Genomic DNA, 18,946 nt, shown 5'->3' with positions numbered 1-18,946 from the left:
GTTTTCTGCACAGACCAGTCTAATGAAGCTTTCAGGTACATTTATTCCATCAAAATAAGGAGTAGTATCGTATAAAGGGTGTAAGTAAAGTTATTTTTATAAATTCGCATGTGCAAATGCTTTTGACATTATTTCTTGTTCGTTTCTTGAAATATTGTATTTGTTGGCTATATCTCTCCAAGCCTTTACTGCATTTGTTACTTCCAATATTATTTGTTTAGCTTCGTTTTCGGTAAGTCGAAAATACTTGTAAACTTCCATTGCTAAATTAAGATCTAGAGAATTATCATCTTCCGAAATATTTAAAGATAAGCCTAATCCAGTTTCAACAGGATTTATATCATATGCAGGAGAAAGTACCCAACCTTCATTAGTTAGAATAAAACCATGGTTTCGTAAATGATCATCAGTATTTGAAACGCAAATGTTGAATACGATTCTTCTCCATAGTTCTTCTAAATCACTTTTAATATTTGCACCATATTGAGAAATGAATTCTACAATTTCTAAATAACTGGCACCATCTTCGTGGTTTTTACCATCAGTATAGCCCAAAAGTGTCATTGCTGAAGCAAAGTGAATGCGCTTTCCATCACTTGTACGATCAAATCGCTTTGAAAGAAATGTATGATGAGAACTTGAGAATTTTTTAGCCATAGCTTTTGCAACATTCAATCCTGCTTTCTGAGCTAACTTGTTAGCAAGCATTTCCCAGGCTCCTATATCGGTCGAATCATTTTTACTTGGAAATTTAGCAATCCAAGGATAGTTGTTTTTATCTAAAATGCCTGCTTTGGGTCTAGCTCCACCAAGTGATGAACCTGGAGCGACTAGCATATTAAGCCATTTTAAATATTCAGGATCATCAACGATATTTTCTTCTTCAAGCCTTAAGCTAATTTCTTCTAACTGTCTAACAGAAGTCCATGGTGGAGTTGCTAGTTCTGTATTGTCATTAAGAAAAGCACCGTCAATTTCTTTTTTGAAACGAATAGCCCCCATTCTGTGTTTGTCAAACACTCCAAGAAGATAATCAGTTTCGAATAGTAAGTTTTGTGCTCTATCCTCAATTCTTGCCATAGCAGCTTCTCTTCGGCGCATTAAAAGTCGCCCCCATCTGTCGGGAGATGAATCCAGGAATATTCCAAAATTTGATTTGCCGTCATCGTTTAAATATTGAGGACCAGAATAGAGTTGTAAGTCTGGATCTAGTATTTGAACATGTGGAGATTTTAGCCATGTATTGTCGTATTCAAAAGAAAATATTTCCTTCCCTCTTAAACGTTCATAGTTTAGAGTACCCATCAAAGTAGGAGCTTCCAAACCCAGCCAATCGGCAAATACGAATATTTGTTGTTTATTGATTTTCTTAGTCATCTTGTGGTTTCTTTGGAGCTCTTTCTTTTGTCAATAATTTAGCATCCTGTAGTTTTCTTCCCAATTTGTCATCTTTTGCAATTAATAAAAGGTCTTTTTCTAAACCTAAGCTTAGCAATACTTGAAGGTAGGCACCCATGCTGGCAGAGGCCGCCCCCTTTTCTATTGAAAGAAGAGTTGGTCTGCTGATATTGGCTCTTTCAGCCACTTGTTCTGCACTTAGTTTCCTACGTAATCGAGCTAGTTTTATATTCTCACCCAATTCTATTAAGATTCCTTTTGCTTTCGGTAGTAATATGATTTTATCCCTCCCCATAACGATAAATACTTTTTACAAATATAGTGATATTTGTTTAAACTATTTAATATTAAAAGGGGGCAACATTTATTTGTCTTTGCATTAATTAAATTATCGTAACGGCGGTTACGATAATGGCTATTGCGGTAAATATTTTTTTGAAAATGTAATTTAGATTGTTAAAGACAGGCTCAATTAATACCAGAGTATTTGGATCAATTCAAATATAAGGTGGAGTAAGTTTTTTTTATGCATATATTTTAGCTACCCTAAAAAGGAAGAAGTTAATATCTCTCACCCCTCTAAGTGATGCCCTGAATGCTTTCAGTTTTGCATTGAAAGATTCCGCCGAAGCATTCGTACTGCGATTATCAAAGTAGTTTAAAATACCTTGATAATGATCTTGGATAGTGTTTTTAATACTTCTGAATGATTTAAATCCAGTCTCTTCAACCTTTCTAAACCAATGAGCTAATTTTGTATAAGCAATACCCTTTTCTTTGGTTTGTGTAAATATCAATCTCAGGTTATGAGTTAACATGTATGCTTCTTTCATATCAGGATATTGGGCAAATAAAATTTTTGCACGTTTTTTCTGACTTCTTGTCCAATTGTTTGCAGATTTAAAAAGTAAATACCTGCTTCTTGCCAAAAGTTGCTTTTTAGAATCCCCATTATCAAATACGGCCGGCTGATATTTCTCTTCCCTGTAATTAGCTTCTCTGATCGCTTTAGATTCTTCATTTAGAGCATCCCAATGATGAGCTATCCGCATTTGCTGTAAACCGTCATAAGCCAATTTCTGAACATGAAAACGATCAATTACCCTGCTTGCTTTGGGAAAACTGCTTTGTACGATTTTATTCATGCTTCCCGCCATATCCAGAGTTACTTCTTCGACTAAACCTCTAATACTCTTAGGAGTCTTCTTTAAGATGGAGATGATATTTTCAGATTGAGTCCCTTGAATCATGGCAACCAATGCTCCTTTTCGGCCTTTTGCTGCTTTATTGGTAATTATTGTATAAAGCTCTCCATTGGTTAAGGCTGTTTCATCAATACTTAGCTTAGTACCAATATTTTCAGGAAAAACCATCCACTTGTGAGCATGAGATTTCTGATCCCATTGATTAAAATCACTTAAGTGTTCTTTGTATTGCTGAGAAAATTGATTCCCATTGATATGATAATGTTTTTCAAGGCTTTTACTGCTGATCGGGTATTTGTCCAAATAATTCTTTTAAAAAAGAAGCGAACCCTTTTGTATATCGAGCTCCCTTTGCTATCAAATCCCAATCTCTGCTTACAATCTGACCCGTAGAACAAACGAGCCACTTCCTTTTGCGAACATGCAGGTAAACCATGCGTTCCCGAATAGGGTAATCTTGAATCACCACTGCTGACTGAAAACCTTTTGAAGTCAGCTTTTCTGATGAAAATTCTTCTGGGAATTGATGTAATTCATCCAGATGAACATCCAATCGATTTTCATCAATAATAACTTGAGTGATCTCAAAATAGGAAAATATCTCTTCTGGTAAAATTGCTTGAAGTAAGAGGGTGTAGTGATCTTTTGTTGAATCCATCGTCTAAATTTTAGACAACAAAATTAAATTATTCCTTTTGATCCACCTACTTTTTGAATTGATCCTACTTTTTGAATTGATCCGAGTATTTGATGTTGTTTACAATGAAGGTAAAAACAAAACCCTCTTAAACCAAAGGGTTTAAGAGGGTTTGATGCTATTTCACGAACATTGAGTTGTTTCAGTGGAGCTGCAGGGAATCGAACCCTGGTCCAAACACGCGATCAATAGGCTTTCTACATGTGTAGTGATTTATTGATTTTCGTACAAAGTTAGGGAAAGCACACCCGATACTTTATCTTATCTTTTTAATTTCGCCTGCTCCCCAAAGCCTGAAGCAGACTAACCCTGAATTGATAGCATCCAATTACTTACCGGAACAAGGTGGAACCATAAGTTGGATGTCTCGTCTCCACTCCTGGAGTGGTGATGAAGCATTAATCTACTTTATTCGATTAAGCAGCAAGAGCGTAGTTATTTTCGCCAATTAAAAAGTTTGATATCCGATATTTACGAGCTGGAATAACAACGCTCGACATGCTTACATACTAATTCATCATGCTGTCAAAATCCACGTCAGCCCCAGAATTGGTGTAAAATTAGTAAAATTCATACATTTTACATGATTTTTTCATAGAAACCTTTTAGAATATGTATTAAATTTAAGTTTGTATCGATAGACCTTTAAGTATCAATTACAAATAAAGAGTGCTTAACGGTCTTTTTATAATGTATAGTGGGAAACAATAGGTTCGGGAATTGCTAACGAAAGAGTTTGATATCTGAAATGTTCGTAAATCAATTCGGTTGGAATGTGGATAATCGTTCTTTTTATTATTATCTTAATACTCATTACCTGCATAAAATCACACACTTGCATATAAATAAGGAATCGTATGAAAAAAAGAATTAGAATTGGAGTCCTTCGGGAAACTAAAAATCCACCTGACAGAAGAGTTGCGATACCACCGCTAACAGGCTTACAAATTCTCAATAAATATTCTAATGTCAGTATATTCATTCAGCCGAGTGATATTCGTTGTTTTACTGATTCGGAATACCGGGAGCAGGGATATTTTTTAACGGATGATTTGCGAGATTGTGATATCTTGATTGGAGTAAAGGAAGTTTCTATTCCAACTCTGATCCCAAATAAAACCTATTTGTTTTTTTCTCATACAGCAAAACAGCAGCTTTACAATCGTGAATTGCTGCAACAAATAATTAAAAGAAATATAACTCTTATTGATTATGAATATTTAACGGATAACAAGCACCAAAGGCTTGTGGCATTTGGTCATTGGGCTGGTGTTGTGGGAGCGTATAAAGCACTTAGAGCCCGCGGTGTGCGTACCGATTTTTTTGATTTGCCACCAGCTAGTTATTGCAAGGATATGGAGGAGATGTATTTACATCTTAAAAAAGTTAGTTTAAAACCTATAAAAATATTGATTACCGGAGGTGGTCGTGTTGCCATGGGAGCAATGCAGACCCTACGTGTTTTAAATTTGAAAGAGGTTACACCGGAACAATTTTTACATGAAAGTTTTAGTGAACCAGTTGTTTGTCGGATTGATCCTGAATATTATGTGGAACGTAAAGACGGAGGTGCTTTTAATCTTCAGGATTTTTACGAGAATCCGGAACAGTACCGATCAACATTCAAGCCTTTTACTAAAGTGACAGATTTATTTATTGCCTGCCATTATTGGGATCCAAAATCGCCTAAATTTCTAATTCCGGAAGATTACAAAGAAGATGATTTTAAAATTTCGGTAATTGCCGATGTAAGCTGTGATTTAAATGGTCCAATTGCATCAACATTGAGGGCTTCAACAATTGCTTCGTCGTTTTATGGATATGATCGGTTTAACGAAGAAGAAGCAATTCCTTTCGTGGATAAAAAAAACGTAACAGTTATGGCTGTAGATAATTTACCGGGTGAATTACCTCGTGATTCATCAATTGATTTTGGAGAGGCTTTGTATCAGAATGTGTATGAAGCCCTTTTAGACGATGATTCGGATGGAATAATTGAGAGGGCAACAATTGCAAAAGATGGCAGGCTGACTCCTCAATTTGCTTATCTTCATGCGTATTTGGAAGGGAAAGATGTTGCGAAAGTATAAAAAGAAAGACCAAATGTGTGTGCATTTGGTCTTTTGTATTTTATAGTTTTTTTAAGTCGGATATTGTTTGATTTGGATCATTAGCTCCAAAAACAAAACTTCCGGCAACCAAAGCATTGGCTCCGGCTTCAACTAATTTTTTTCCTGTTTCCAAATTCACACCTCCATCGATTTCAATTACGACAGAAGCATTTTTTTCTTTGATCAATTCAGCCAGTTTTTCAACTTTAGCATAAGTGTTCTCAATAAAACTCTGTCCGCCAAAACCAGGATTTACGCTCATTAAAAGAACCAAATCAATATCAGTAATAATTTCTTCTAAAACAGAAACCGGGGTATGAGGGTTTAGTGATACGCCGGCTTTCATTCCTTGACTGTGAATGTTCTGAATAGTACGGTGAAGATGAGTGCAAGCTTCGTAATGAATTGTTAGAATGTCAGCGCCGGCTTTTTTAAAAGCTGCAACATATCTATCCGGATCAATAATCATCAGATGAACATCCAACGGTTTTTCAGCAATTTTGTTTATTTGCTCTACAACAGGCAGACCATATGATATGTTAGGTACAAAAACCCCATCCATAATGTCTAAGTGAAACCAATCGGCCTGACTGTTGTTTACCATTTCGATATCGGCCTTTAGATTTGTGAAATCGGCAGCTAACAGTGAAGGTGAAATTAATGTTTGCATTTGGTTGTTTACGTTTCGTTTAAATATGGCGCAAATATAAGTAAAAAAGGATAAGAGGAGGTAAATGAAAATTCACCATCTGTTCTTATCCTTTCTTTTCACCCTAAAATAAATATTATTCTCCTAAATAAGTTTTTAGTATTTTGCTTCTAAATGTTGTCTTCATTCGCTTGATTGCCTTCTCTTTAATCTGGCGAACACGTTCCCGCGTTAAGCCAAATTCTTTTCCAATTTCTTCGAGAGAGTATGGTGGCTTTTCATTTAATCCAAAATACAATCTAATAATCGCAGCCTCCCTTTTTGAAAGTGTTGATAAAGACCGGTCAATTTCTTTGCGAAGTGAGTCCCGAATTAGCTTTTTATCCGGACTAATTTCATCATTGCTAAGCAATATATCGTAAAGAGTATTCTCTTCATCAGGGTTTATAGGAGCATCCATAGAGATGTGTCTTCCTGAAGCCTTAAGTGCTTCTTTTACATCTTTTGGACTCATTTCCAGTATGGTAGCAATCTCTTCAGGTGAAGGTTCCCGCTGATACTCCTGTTCCAATTGAGCGAATGTTTTGTTGATTTTGTTAATAGAACCAATTTTGTTTAACGGCAGGCGAACAATTCGGGCTTGCTCGGCCAATGCCTGCAAAATGGATTGCCTAATCCACCAAACAGCATATGATATGAATTTAAAACCTCTGGTTTCATCAAATCTTTGAGCCGCTTTAATTAGTCCTAAGTTTCCTTCATTAATCAAATCGGGCAGACTAAGGCCTTGGTTTTGATATTGCTTTGATACGGAAACAACAAAACGTAGATTGCATTTAATAAGTCGATCCAGAGCTTTTTTATTACCTTTTTTGATCTCTCTGGCAAGTTGAACCTCTTCCTCTGCAGAAATAAGATCGACTTTCCCAATTTCATGAAGGTACTTGTCCAGTGACGGAGTTTCTCTATTGGTTACCTGTTTAGTAATTTTTAGCTGTCTCATAGTGGGTTTTGAATGGTATTTATATACGAGTTGACTATTCTCGTTTATATTTAAATATAGCAAAATCATTTTGAAAAAGAAATTTGTGGTACTTTCAAGAGGTTTATTTTGAGATTAATAAACTTATATAGCGACTTCAGGCATCAATTTGAATAATAAAATCATTTATTTTTTTGTGATTTATAACTAATTCCGTAATATTGCAATTGAATTCAGATTAATTCTTCTCATTTAGAGGTCGAAAGATCAGGTTCCCAATTGTTCAAAACAATTTCTATCTAAAAAAATCACCCGAAAAATATTAATATATCATTTATGTACGATATTCTTGAATTAAACAAGAAGCTTGTGCCTGAATTACGAGAAATCGCTAAAGAACTCAATGTTAAAAAAATTGAGTCTTTTAAGAAACAGGATTTAATTTACAGAATCCTTGATCAACAGGCAATTGTAGCTTCTGAAAGAAAAACACCAGAAAAAAAGACTCCCCTAAAAAGACCTAAGAGTCCAATGGGAGATAGTAAGGCCGATGAAGGGCGATCCAGATCGCTTCTGCACAAAAGAAAAAAGCCGGAACAACCAGTTAGGGATGCTGTAAGTAATGAGACTACTCAAGAAGAAGATACAGCACCAAAAGACGCCCCAAAAAAACCCATACGAGGAACAAGACCGGTTGTTGAAAAAGCTGAAAGTACTCCTGTTGAGGAGAAAATCGAAGAGCAATCACAAACCTCAGTTTCAGCGCCTCCTGTTGCAAATGAAAATGCACAGAGAAGCGAAAGATCTGCAAGGCCACCGAGACCTGCTAGACCACCAAGACCGCCAAGAACAGAGCGTCAGGATAAGCCTGAGGGGGCGGATGTTGCTGAAGAGCTGGTGAAAACAGAAGGCCGGGAAGTGTCTGATAAACCAGAGAAGTCAGAGAAGACGGAAAGACAAGAGAATCCAAGTAGAAAACGTTTTGAAAAACGTGAGAAAGAGAAATTGTTTGAGTTTGATGGAATAATTGACAATTCGGGTGTTTTGGAAATTATGCCTGATGGCTATGGTTTCCTGCGTTCGTCGGATTACAATTATTTAAATTCTCCCGATGATATATATGTGTCGCAGTCGCAAATCAAATTATTCGGTTTAAAAACCGGAGATACTGTTAATGGAACAATTCGTCCGCCGAAAGAAGGTGAGAAGTATTTTCCATTAATTAAAGTTGCAAAGATTAACGGCAGACTACCTGAGGTAATACGGGATCGTGTACCTTTTGATCATTTGACACCTTTATTCCCGGATGAGAAATTTAATTTGACAGGAAAAGGAATGAATTCAATGTCAACACGTCTTGTTGACATGTTTGCTCCAATTGGTAAAGGACAAAGAGGACTGATTGTTGCACAGCCAAAAACAGGTAAAACTGTTCTTTTGAAAGAGATAGCCAATGCTATTGCAGCTAACAATCCAGAAGCTTATATGATTATTTTGTTGATCGATGAGCGTCCTGAAGAGGTTACCGATATGGCTCGAAGCGTAAATGCTGAGGTTATTTCATCTACTTTTGATGAGCCGGCTGAACGCCATGTTCGTGTTGCTAATATCGTTTTAGAGAAAGCAAAACGAATGGTTGAGTGTGGTCATGATGTTGTAATTCTATTGGATTCAATAACAAGATTGGCTCGTGCTTACAATACTGTTTCTCCTGCTTCAGGTAAAGTGCTTTCGGGTGGTGTGGATGCTAATGCATTGCACAAACCAAAACGTTTCTTTGGTGCGGCAAGAAATATTGAGAATGGTGGATCGCTTACAATTTTAGCAACAGCATTAACTGATACAGGTTCTAAAATGGATGATGTTATCTTTGAAGAATTTAAAGGAACTGGTAATATGGAGCTTCAGTTAGATCGTAAGTTATCTAACAAACGAATTTTCCCGGCAATTGATATTACAGCATCAAGTACTCGTCGTGATGATCTGCTTCTTGATCCAAATCAATTGAACCGCATCTGGATTCTTAGAAACTATCTGACAGATATGAACTCTATTGAGGCAATGCAATTCTTGCAGGATCGCTTAAGAAAAACAAAATCGAACGAAGAATTTTTAATCTCAATGAACGATAAGTAAATCGCTTTTTGTGTTAAAAAGATATAAAAGGGTAATGATATCAGTCATTGCCCTTTCTTTTTGTGTTAAACTTAAAGTGTTAATTTACAATGAAATTTCATAAATGAATAAGACTAGTTTTAAAAATGTATTTGAGCTTAGTTTTCTTATTCCTAGCAACTTATCAATTTGTGGCATCTTATTTTAAATAAGTATAAATAGCAAAAAGAAAAGCTTTTTGTAATCTCTAGATTGCAAAATGCCGCTTTTATTCTATAAATTTGCGAAGTAAATTCGACAGAAAATGAACACTTTAGTACAGACTCATAATAGTTTGTTGAAGCATAAGAAAGGCACCATTAGACGTGAGTTGGCTGATGAAATTGATTGGTCACAGCGCTTGATAGCCATTAAAGGATCCAGAGGAGTTGGGAAAACAACTTTTTTACTGGATTATATTCGTGAGCATCATGCCAACGATAAGAGTTGCTTATACATCAACCTAAATAATTTATTTTTTACTGAGAAAGGATTGGTTCCCTTTATCGATGAATTTTACAAAAGAGGAGGTAAAATATTACTTCTGGATCAGATTCATAAATATCCGGAATGGGCAAAAGGTCTGCGAACTTGTTACGAGCAATATCCCGATTTGAAGATTATTTTTACCGGTTCATCTATTCTTCGCATTAAGACGAATGAAGATTTGAAAAATTGTGTGAATGTCTATTACCTAAATGGCTTGTCTTTTAGAGAATTTTTAAATTACGAGTCGGGAAATCAATTTACTCGCTACACACTGGAAGAACTGTTAGAGAATCATGAGGGCATTGTTGAAGAAATTCTTGGCAAGGTTCGCCCGTTAGCTTATTTTAATGATTACCTGAGGTTTGGATATTATCCTTGTTATCAGGAGGAGAAAAGCTTTATGGATAATCTTTTGAAGATGATCAATTTGATTTTAGAATTTGACATCACTTACTTAAACCAAATTGAACTAAAATACCTGTCCAAGTTAAAGAAACTTCTGTATATTATTTCCTGTAATGTTCCTTTTCAACCAAATGTAAGTAAGCTGGCAAACGATGTAGAAACATCCAGAGCTACAATTATGAATTATTTGAAGTATTTAAAGAATGCCAGATTAATTCGTTTGTTGAATTCTCAGGGGAGTTTTAACGATGCGTCGAAGAAACCAAATAAAGTTTATCTGCACAATACGAATTTATTATATGCAATTGCACCGGAAAATGTAAATGAAAGTAATCTAAGGGAAACTTTCTTTTACAATCAGGTGGGACCTAACAGAAGCATTACAAGTACCGACAGAGGTCATTTTTTAGTGAATGATAAATTTAATTTTGAAATTACAGGTAGTGATGATACGTCTGAATCGAAGTTTAGAACAGAAGACTTTTTTATTGCTGCCGATATGATAGAACGTGGAGAGGGAAATAAAATACCTCTTTGGTTGTTCGGCTTTTTGTATTAGAGAATTAGATAGAAAAATAAAATACCAAATAATAAAATTTAATCGGAGGAGTAAAATGGCAAGAGAAAAAAAATTCATTACCTGTGATGGTAATGCCGCTGCCGCTCACGTAGCATATATGTTTAGTGAGGTTTCTTGTATTTACCCAATCACCCCATCTTCGCCAATGGCTGAGAATGTTGATGAGTGGGCTGCACAAGGACGTAAAAATCTATTTGGAGAAACAGTACAATTAGTAGAAATGCAATCTGAAGCTGGTGCTGCAGGTGCTGTTCACGGTGCATTACAAGCTGGTGCATTAACAACTACTTATACTGCATCTCAGGGATTATTGTTAATGATTCCTAACATGTATAAAATCGCTGGTGAATTATTGCCATGTGTATTTCATATTAGTGCCCGTGCTCTTGCTGCTCAGGCATTGAGTATTTTTGGTGATCACTCTGATGTATATTCTGCACGTCAGACAGGTTTCGCTATGTTGGCTTCAGGTTCGGTTCAGGAAGTAATGGATCTTTCTGCTGTATCTCACTTAACTGCAATTAAATCAAGAGTTCCTTTCATGAACTTCTTCGATGGATTCCGTACATCTCACGAAATTCAAAAAATTGAAGCTGTTGATATGGAAGATATGAGAGATCTTGTTGATCAAGAGGCTCTTCAGGCTTTCCGTGATCGTGCTTTGAATCCGGAATCTCCTGTAACCAGAGGTACTGCTCAGAATCCTGATGTTTACTTCCAGTCTCGTGAAGCTGCTAACCCATTTTACAATGCGGTTCCGGATATTGTAGCTGACTACATGAAGGAAATGACTAAAATTACAGGAAGAGAATACAAGCCTTTCATGTATTATGGTGCTGCTGATGCTGAAAATATCATTATTGCAATGGGTTCTGTAAACGAAACCATTAAAGAAGCGGTTGACTATAAAATGGCAAACGGCGAGAAAGTTGGTCTTGTTTGTGTTCATTTGTACCGTCCATTTTCAGCCAAGCATTTCTTAAGCGTTATTCCAGAATCAGTAAAACGTATTTGTGTACTTGATCGTACTAAAGAAACTGGTGCTAACGGAGATCCTTTGTATCTTGATGTAAGAGAAGTGTTCTACGGAAGAGAGAATGCTCCAATGGTGATTGGCGGACGTTATGGTTTAGGTTCAAAAGAGGTGACTCCATCTCAAATTGTTGCAGTTTACAAAAATCTTGCAATGAACGAACCTAAAAATCAATTCACTTTAGGTATTGTTGATGATGTGACTTTTACTTCACTTCCAATGTTACCAGAGGTTAAGATGAATTCAGAGTCTCTTTACGAAGCGAAATTCTATGGTTTGGGTTCTGATGGTACTGTAGGTGCTAACAAAAACTCGATTAAAATTATTGGTGGTTCAACTGATAAATATTGTCAGGCATATTTTGCTTACGATTCTAAAAAATCAGGTGGATTTACTGCTTCTCACCTTCGTTTTGGTGATGAACCAATTCGCTCAACATATCTGGTAACTACTCCTGACTTCGTTGCATGTCACGTTCCTGCTTACGTATATCTTTACGATGTGCTAAAAGGATTGAAAAAAGGTGGTTCTTTCTTGTTGAATTCAATTTATGACGCAGAAGAAACTGTTAAGAATCTTCCAAATCATATGAAAAAGTACTTGGCTGAGAATGAGATTAAATTCTACATTATTAACGGTACTAAATTGGGTGAAGAGCTTGGTCTTGGTAACCGTACCAATACTATTATGCAGGCTGCATTCTTCAAAATCACAAATGTGATTCCTTTCGAAAAGGCTGCTGAAGAGATGAAGAAAGCGATTGTTAAATCGTATGGTAACAAAGGTGAAAAAGTTGTAAACATGAACTTCTCAGCTGTTGATGCTGGTGGAGAAAATGTTGTTGAAGTTAAAGTTTCTGCAGATTGGAAAAACTTACCTGAAGAGAAAGAAGCTGCAACTACGAATAATCGCCCTAAGTTTATTGCTGAGGTTTGTGATCCAATGAACGCTCAAAAAGGTGATGACCTTCCGGTTTCTGTTTTCGCGGGTCGTGAAGACGGAACTTTCCCTGCAGGTACAACTAAGTTTGAAAAGCGTGGTGTAGCTGTTAGTGTTCCTGAATGGCAAGAAGAAACTTGTATTCAGTGTAACCAATGTGCTTACGTTTGTCCACACGCAGCTATTCGTCCGTTCATTTTAACTGAAGAAGAATTAGCTGCGGCTCCTGCTGGAACTGCTGTTAAGCCTGCAACAGGTAAAGAATTGAAAGGTTTACATTTCAGAATTCAGGTTGCTGTTGAAGATTGTACCGGTTGTGGTAACTGTGTTGATGTTTGTCCTGCTCCTAAAGCAAAAGCTTTGGTTTTAAAGCATCTTGAAACTCAGGATGTTGAGAAAGAAAGATGGCATTATATGGACGAGAAAGTAGGTTACAAAGATTTGTTGCCTAAAAATAATGTGAAAAACTCACAATTTGCTCAGCCATTATTCGAGTTCTCCGGAGCTTGTGCTGGTTGTGGTGAGACTCCATATATTAAATTAATCACTCAGTTGTTTGGTGAGAGAATGATGGTTGCAAATGCAACAGGTTGTTCTTCTATCTACGGTGGTTCTGCTCCTGCAACTCCATATTGTAAAAACAATAAGAGTGGTAAAGGTCCGGCTTGGGCTAACTCATTATTCGAAGACAATGCTGAGTTTGGTTTTGGTATGAACGAAGGTGTACGTAAAATGCGTAACCGTATTGCTCTTCGTATGGAAGCTGCAATGGATGCTGTAAATGCTGAAACAAAAGCTGCTTTTACTGAGTGGTTAGAGAATAAAGATAACGGTGAGTTGTCAATTGAAGCTTCGGCCAAAGTTGAGTCTGCTCTTGCAAATGAAACTCATCCTGTTGCTAAAGAAGTTCTTGATCTTAAAAACTTCCTGATTAAGAAATCTCAGTGGATTTTCGGTGGTGACGGTTGGGCTTATGATATCGGATTCGGTGGATTGGATCACGTATTGGCTTCAGGTGAAGATGTAAATGTATTGGTAATGGATACTGAGATTTACTCTAACACAGGAGGACAAGCTTCTAAAGCAACTCCTGTTGGTGCTGTTGCTAAATTTGCTGCTGCAGGTAAACGTATCAGAAAGAAAGATCTTGGTATGATAGCAATGTCTTACGGATATGTTTACGTAGCTCAGGTGGCTATGGGAGCAAATCAAGCTCAATACATGAAAGCTGTTAAAGAAGCTGAAGCTTATCCAGGACCATCTTTAATTATTGCTTATTCTCCTTGTATTTCTCACGGATTGAAAGCATCTATGGGTAAATCACAAGCTGAAGAGAAGAAAGCTGTTGAGGCAGGTTACTGGCATTTGTATCGTAACAATCCAGCTTTGGAAAATGAAGGTAAAAACCCATTTACTCTTGATTCAAAAGAGCCTGTTTGGGAGAATTTCCAGAATTTCCTATTGGGCGAAGTTCGTTACACTTCATTACAGAAATCATTCCCAGAGCAAGCGAAAGAATTGTTTGTTGCTGCAGAAGAGAATGCTAAGTGGAGATATAAAACATATAAGCGTCAGGCTTCTATGGATTATACTGAAGAGTAAACATTATTCTGAATATATAGTGAAGGGGTTCCAGTTTGGAGCCCCTTTTTTTTATGCGTATTTGGGGATTGTGGCAAATGGAAATATTTGCTTGATGCCTCTTCTGCTTAATTATATTGTATAAAGAGAAGTGTGATATTATCAGACTATAATTAGTACGATCCCGCTGATATAATCTGTAGGTATTGAAATGAGAGGATAATTAGGAGGTGGGATTTTTTTAGTTATATTTCTAATAAGACTCGCAAGTCCTTTATTTGTGGGCTTTTAATTGTTTTATATTGATTTTCAGATTATTAAATTTGATTTTTGGTTGAATATATCAAGTCCATTTATTAAATTTAGTAAGAACAGAAATTTAAAATCGAAAATCATATGGCAAATTTAAACGTTGAATTCATGGGATTGCAACTTAAAAATCCCATAATTGTTGGAGCATGCACCCTTTCAGCTACCGTAGAAGGAGCCCGGGAATTGGAAAGAGCGGGAGCCGCAGCAATTGTTTACAAATCTCTTTTCGAAGAGCAAATTCAAATGGAACGAGCGCAATTAGCCGACGAACTTGATGAGTACACAGATAGAAATGCTGAGATGATCTCCATTTTCCCTGCAATTGAGCATGCTGGTGCCAAGGCTCATATCATGAGGTTGTCTGAAGTTAAAAAGGCGGTTAGCATTCCTGTAATTGCCAGCTTAAATTGTATTTACGATGTTACCTGGTTCGATTACGCCAAGCAATTGGAAGATGCCGGTGTGGATGCTTTGGAATTGAATTTTTACCAAATGCCGGGGACTGTAGATAAAACAGCCGCTCAATTGGAAGATGAGAAAGTGGAAATTGTTAAAACTCTTAAAAAGAGATTATCAATTCCCTTTTGTATCAAATTAAGTCCATACTATACAAATACATTGAATTTTGTAAATCGTTTAGATCAGGCTGGAGCTTCGGCTTTTGTGTTGTTTAATCGTTTATTTCAACCGGAAATTGATATTCATACAGAACGTCATGTCACTAATTTTAATTTGAGTCATCAAGGGGATTATAAATTGGGATTGCGTTATGTTGGTTTGCTGTATAAGAAGATTGCCGGAGGATTGTGTGGTACCAATGGAATTTACACTTACGAAGATGTATTGCAAATGTTATTGAGTGGTGCCTGTATTGTTCAGATGGTGAGTGCACTGTACAAGAATGATCCTGCATACATAGCACAGATTCTTTCGGAACTGGAGCAGTGGATGGATAAAAAAGGATACAAAAGCATTGACGAATTCAGAGGTAAACTGTCCGATAATGAATTAAAAGCTTCTGATATTTATTACAGAGCACAATATTTGGATTTTATTCTTCATCCTGAAGAAATAATTAATAAGTATCCAATGAGATAAAGGTTTGATAATTTGATGAAACAGCCGATCAAAAGATCGGCTGTTTTTATGGAATAACCTTCCGTAAAAGAGTGTATAAATGTGCTGCAAACGTTTGAAAAATAAAAGTCTAAATCATTTGGAAAAAGACAGTTAGATTGTCAGTCCTTTACTTCCTTTTTAAAAAAAAGAACACTACTTTTGTGTACAATTTTCAGGGCGTATTATTGAATAATGTCTTGAAAATTTATGTTTTTGAAGATTATAAGTTAATATATAATTGTTATTGAATGCTTTAATTTATTGCATGAAAATAACATTAAAACTAAAAAGCGATAATTATGAGTACTAAGTACGTTTATACTTTTGGTGACGGTAAGGCCGAAGGTAAAGCAGACATGAAGAATTTGCTTGGAGGTAAGGGTGCTAACCTTGCTGAAATGAACCTAATTGGTGTTCCTGTACCTGCAGGTTTCACTATCACTACTGAAGTTTGTACTGATTACAACAATCTTGGAAAAGATGCTGTTGTAGCAATGATTAAAGAACAAGTTGAAGCTGCTGTGAAAGATACAGAAGTTGCAATGAACGCTAAATTCGATGCTAAAGATGGTTCGTTTCCATTATTGGTATCAGTTCGTTCTGGTGCTCGTGCTTCTATGCCAGGTATGATGAACACTGTTCTAAACCTTGGTATGAATGATGATACCGTGAAAATTGTTGCTGAAAAATCAGGTAACGAAAAATTTGCTTACGATTCATATCGTCGTTTCATTCACATGTACGGTGATGTAGTTATGGGTGTTGAGGCTGAAGAAGGTCATCACAACCCATTCGAAGTTGTTTTGGATGAGTTAAAAGCAGCTAAAGGATATAAAGTTGATACAGAATTAACTGTAGAAGACCTTAAAAATCTTGTTGAAGGTTACAAAGCAGTAGTTCGTGAGCACGCTGGTGTTGATTTCCCTACTAATCCTTGGGATCAACTTTGGGGTTCTGTTTGTGCTGTATTCGATTCCTGGAATACTGAAAGAGCTATTCTTTACCGTAAAATGGAAAACATCCCTTCTGAGTGGGGTACTGCTGTAAATGTACAAGCTATGGTATATGGTAACATGGGTGTTACTTCTGCTACAGGAGTTTGTTTCTCTCGTGATGCTGCTACTGGTGAAGACCAATTCAACGGTGAGTATTTGATCAATGCACAAGGTGAAGATGTTGTGTCTGGTGTTCGTACTCCTCTTGAGATTACTAAAGTTGGTTCATTGCGTTGGGCTGAGCGTAACGGTACTTCTGAAGAAGTTCGTCAGGCTGAATTCCTTTCTATGGAAGAAGCTATGCCTGAATTATATAACGAATTGAATACAATTCAACAAAAATTAGAAGATCATTATTCAGATATGCAGGATATGGAGTTCACCATTCAGGATGGTAAACTTTGGATGTTGCAAACACGTAATGGTAAACGTACTGGTGCAGCTATGGTAAAAATGGCTGTTGATATGTTAGCTCAAGGTATGATTGATGAGAAAACTGCAATCTTACGTCAGGAGCCTAACAAATTGGATGAATTACTTCACCCTGTATTTGAGCAATCAGCTATTGATGCTGCAAAAGAACTTTCTAAAGGTCTTCCAGCTTCTCCAGGTGCTGCTACTGGTCAAATCGTATTCTCTGCTGAAGTTGCTGAAGAGTGGGCTGCTGCAGGTAAAAAAGTAATTTTAGTACGTCGCGAAACTTCTCCAGAAGATTTGAAAGGTATGTACGCTGCTGAAGGTATTTTAACAGAACGTGGTGGTATGACTTCTCACGCTGCTGTTGTTGCTCGTGGTATGGGTAAATGTTGTATTTCTTCTGCTGCTGGTGTTTTGGTAACAGGAAAATCAATGACTATCAATGGAGTTGATTTTAAAGAAGGTGATTTTATCTCATTGAACGGTACTACCGGTAAAGTTTACGAAGGTAAAGTTGCAACTATCACTCCTTCATTAGATGGTGATTTTGGTAAATTGATGGACGTTGCAGAGAACAACACTCGTATGTACGTTCGTACTAACGCTGATACTCCTGCTGATGCTAAAGCTGCCCGTGAATTCGGAGCTAAAGGTATTGGTCTTTGTCGTACAGAGCATATGTTCTTCGAAGGCGATAAGATTTGGAAAATGCGTGAGATGATTCTTGCAGAAAATGTGGAAGGTCGTAAAGCTGCCTTGGCTAAATTGCTTCCTGTTCAACGTGAAGATTTCTCTGGAATTTTGGGAGCTATGGACGGTTTTGGTGTAACTATCCGTTTACTGGATCCACCATTGCACGAGTTTACTCCTAACGATGAAGCTTCTCAAATTGAAATGGCTGAAAAATTAGGTATCGATGTATCTATCGTGAAAGCAAAAGTTGAGTCTCTACACGAATTCAACCCAATGTTAGGTCACAGAGGTTGTCGTTTAGGAAATACATATCCTGAAATCACTGAAATGCAGGCTCGTGCTATTATCGAAGCTGCTTGTGATTTGAAAGCTAAAGGAAAAGATCCTAAGCCAGAGATCATGGTTCCATTAATCGGAACTTTGAAAGAATTCCAAATGCAGGAAGCTATCATCAGAGAAACTGCAGCTGCTGTTTTCGCTGAGAAAGGTGTGAAAGTGGATTTCTTAGTAGGTACTATGATTGAGATTCCTCGTGCTGCTCTTACTGCGGATGCAATTGCTGAATATGCTGAATTCTTCTCTTTCGGAACCAATGACCTGACTCAAATGGGATTCGGTTATTCTCGTGATGATGCTGGTAAATTCTTACCTATCTATATTGAAAAAGGAATCTTGAAAAATGATCCTTTCCAAGTATTAGATCAAGAAGGTATCGGACAATTGGTACGTATGGGTTGTGAAAAAGGAAAATCTACTCGTCCTGATATCAAATTAGGTATTTGTGGTGAGCATGGTGGTGAGCCATCTTCTGTTGAGTTCTGTAACTCAGTAGGTATGGATTACGTTTCTTGTTCTCCTTTCCGTGTGCCTATTGCACGTTTAGCTGCTGCTCAAGCAAACTTGAAGCAAAACTAAGAGAATTATATTCTCAATATATAGAAAGGCTGTCCCTCGGGGCAGCCTTTCGTGTTTTATGGTATTCTTATAGTGATGATTTATTTACAAGCCAAGCCAGTCATCCTCTGGCCATACCTAGTCGCCATTGTTGATTCTGAAAGAACTGATTTGTAAAATGAGTTTTGATATTAATTTGGTGTAAATCAGTAAGTAAGATGCTCGGTTTCATCAATAAAAAGAAAAGCTTGCCTCAAATGAAGCAAGCTTAGTTGTTTATTGAAGTTAATGGT

General features: G+C 36.8%; 12 protein-coding genes and 1 other RNA gene. 6 read left to right on the top strand and 7 right to left on the bottom strand.

Features of this window, described 5'->3' with window-relative positions:
• Positions 1-96: 96 nt before the first annotated feature.
• The 5 genes from ACY0M5_RS19075 to ssrA all read right to left on the bottom strand — a co-directional run bounded on the left by ACY0M5_RS19075 (position 97) and on the right by ssrA (position 3,845).
• Complete coding sequence (locus ACY0M5_RS19075) at positions 97-1,377, bottom strand: type II toxin-antitoxin system HipA family toxin (protein ID WP_461630245.1); 1,281 nt, start codon at positions 1,375-1,377, stop codon at positions 97-99.
• Entirely contained in the window at positions 1,370-1,693 is a 324-nt protein-coding gene (locus tag ACY0M5_RS19070) for a helix-turn-helix domain-containing protein (RefSeq protein ID WP_461630244.1), read from the bottom strand. The genes ACY0M5_RS19075 and ACY0M5_RS19070 overlap by 8 nt, the downstream gene beginning before the upstream one ends.
• 229 nt (positions 1,694-1,922) lie before the next feature.
• Positions 1,923-2,906 carry an ISAon1 family transposase gene (locus ACY0M5_RS19065; protein WP_461629501.1) on the bottom strand — a complete coding sequence of 328 codons (984 nt, stop codon included), beginning with the start codon at positions 2,904-2,906 and terminating at the stop codon, positions 1,923-1,925.
• Complete coding sequence (locus tag ACY0M5_RS19060) at positions 2,881-3,261, bottom strand: ISAon1 family transposase N-terminal region protein (RefSeq protein WP_156197417.1); 381 nt, start codon at positions 3,259-3,261, stop codon at positions 2,881-2,883. The genes ACY0M5_RS19065 and ACY0M5_RS19060 overlap by 26 nt, the downstream gene beginning before the upstream one ends.
• A 182-nt stretch (positions 3,262-3,443) precedes the next feature.
• Positions 3,444-3,845: a transfer-messenger RNA gene (gene ssrA / locus ACY0M5_RS19055) on the bottom strand.
• Positions 3,846-4,157: 312 nt separating this feature from the next.
• Between ssrA and ACY0M5_RS19050 the strand changes: the two genes are divergently transcribed.
• The gene (locus tag ACY0M5_RS19050) at positions 4,158-5,390 is read left to right on the top strand and encodes an NAD(P)-dependent oxidoreductase (protein ID WP_461630243.1); all 1,233 of its coding nucleotides are present in this window, start codon (positions 4,158-4,160) and stop codon (positions 5,388-5,390) included.
• Positions 5,391-5,430: 40 nt separating this feature from the next.
• Here ACY0M5_RS19050 and rpe read toward each other — a convergent pair whose 3' ends face one another.
• Together rpe and ACY0M5_RS19040 are read right to left on the bottom strand one after the other, a co-directional pair.
• Entirely contained in the window at positions 5,431-6,081 is a 651-nt protein-coding gene (gene rpe, locus ACY0M5_RS19045; protein WP_461630242.1) for a ribulose-phosphate 3-epimerase, read from the bottom strand.
• A 115-nt stretch (positions 6,082-6,196) separates the two neighbouring features.
• Positions 6,197-7,063 carry a sigma-70 family RNA polymerase sigma factor gene (locus ACY0M5_RS19040; RefSeq protein ID WP_124991294.1) on the bottom strand — a complete coding sequence of 289 codons (867 nt, stop codon included), beginning with the start codon at positions 7,061-7,063 and terminating at the stop codon, positions 6,197-6,199.
• 315 nt (positions 7,064-7,378) lie between these two features.
• Here ACY0M5_RS19040 and rho point away from each other — a divergent pair, with 315 nt between their 5' ends.
• From rho to ppdK, 5 genes are all read left to right on the top strand, one after another.
• Positions 7,379-9,178, top strand: a complete 1,800-nt coding sequence (gene rho, locus ACY0M5_RS19035) for a transcription termination factor Rho (protein ID WP_461630241.1) — start codon at positions 7,379-7,381, stop codon at positions 9,176-9,178.
• Positions 9,179-9,461: 283 nt separating this feature from the next.
• The gene (locus tag ACY0M5_RS19030) at positions 9,462-10,649 is read left to right on the top strand and encodes an ATP-binding protein (protein WP_124991292.1); all 1,188 of its coding nucleotides are present in this window, start codon (positions 9,462-9,464) and stop codon (positions 10,647-10,649) included.
• Positions 10,650-10,704: 55 nt separating this feature from the next.
• The gene (gene nifJ, locus ACY0M5_RS19025) at positions 10,705-14,244 is read left to right on the top strand and encodes a pyruvate:ferredoxin (flavodoxin) oxidoreductase (RefSeq protein WP_461630240.1); all 3,540 of its coding nucleotides are present in this window, start codon (positions 10,705-10,707) and stop codon (positions 14,242-14,244) included.
• A gap of 375 nt (positions 14,245-14,619) precedes the next feature.
• Complete coding sequence (locus tag ACY0M5_RS19020) at positions 14,620-15,633, top strand: dihydroorotate dehydrogenase-like protein (protein ID WP_124991290.1); 1,014 nt, start codon at positions 14,620-14,622, stop codon at positions 15,631-15,633.
• Between the two features lie 320 nt (positions 15,634-15,953).
• The gene (ppdK, locus tag ACY0M5_RS19015; RefSeq protein WP_461630239.1) at positions 15,954-18,674 is read left to right on the top strand and encodes a pyruvate, phosphate dikinase; all 2,721 of its coding nucleotides are present in this window, start codon (positions 15,954-15,956) and stop codon (positions 18,672-18,674) included.
• Positions 18,675-18,946: the final 272 nt, after the last annotated feature.

Origin of the sequence: Labilibaculum euxinicum, assembly GCF_963678175.1 — a bacterium.
Taxonomy (GTDB): Bacteria; Bacteroidota; Bacteroidia; order Bacteroidales; family Marinifilaceae; genus Labilibaculum; species Labilibaculum euxinus.
This window is presented reverse-complemented; position numbering and strand designations above follow the sequence as displayed.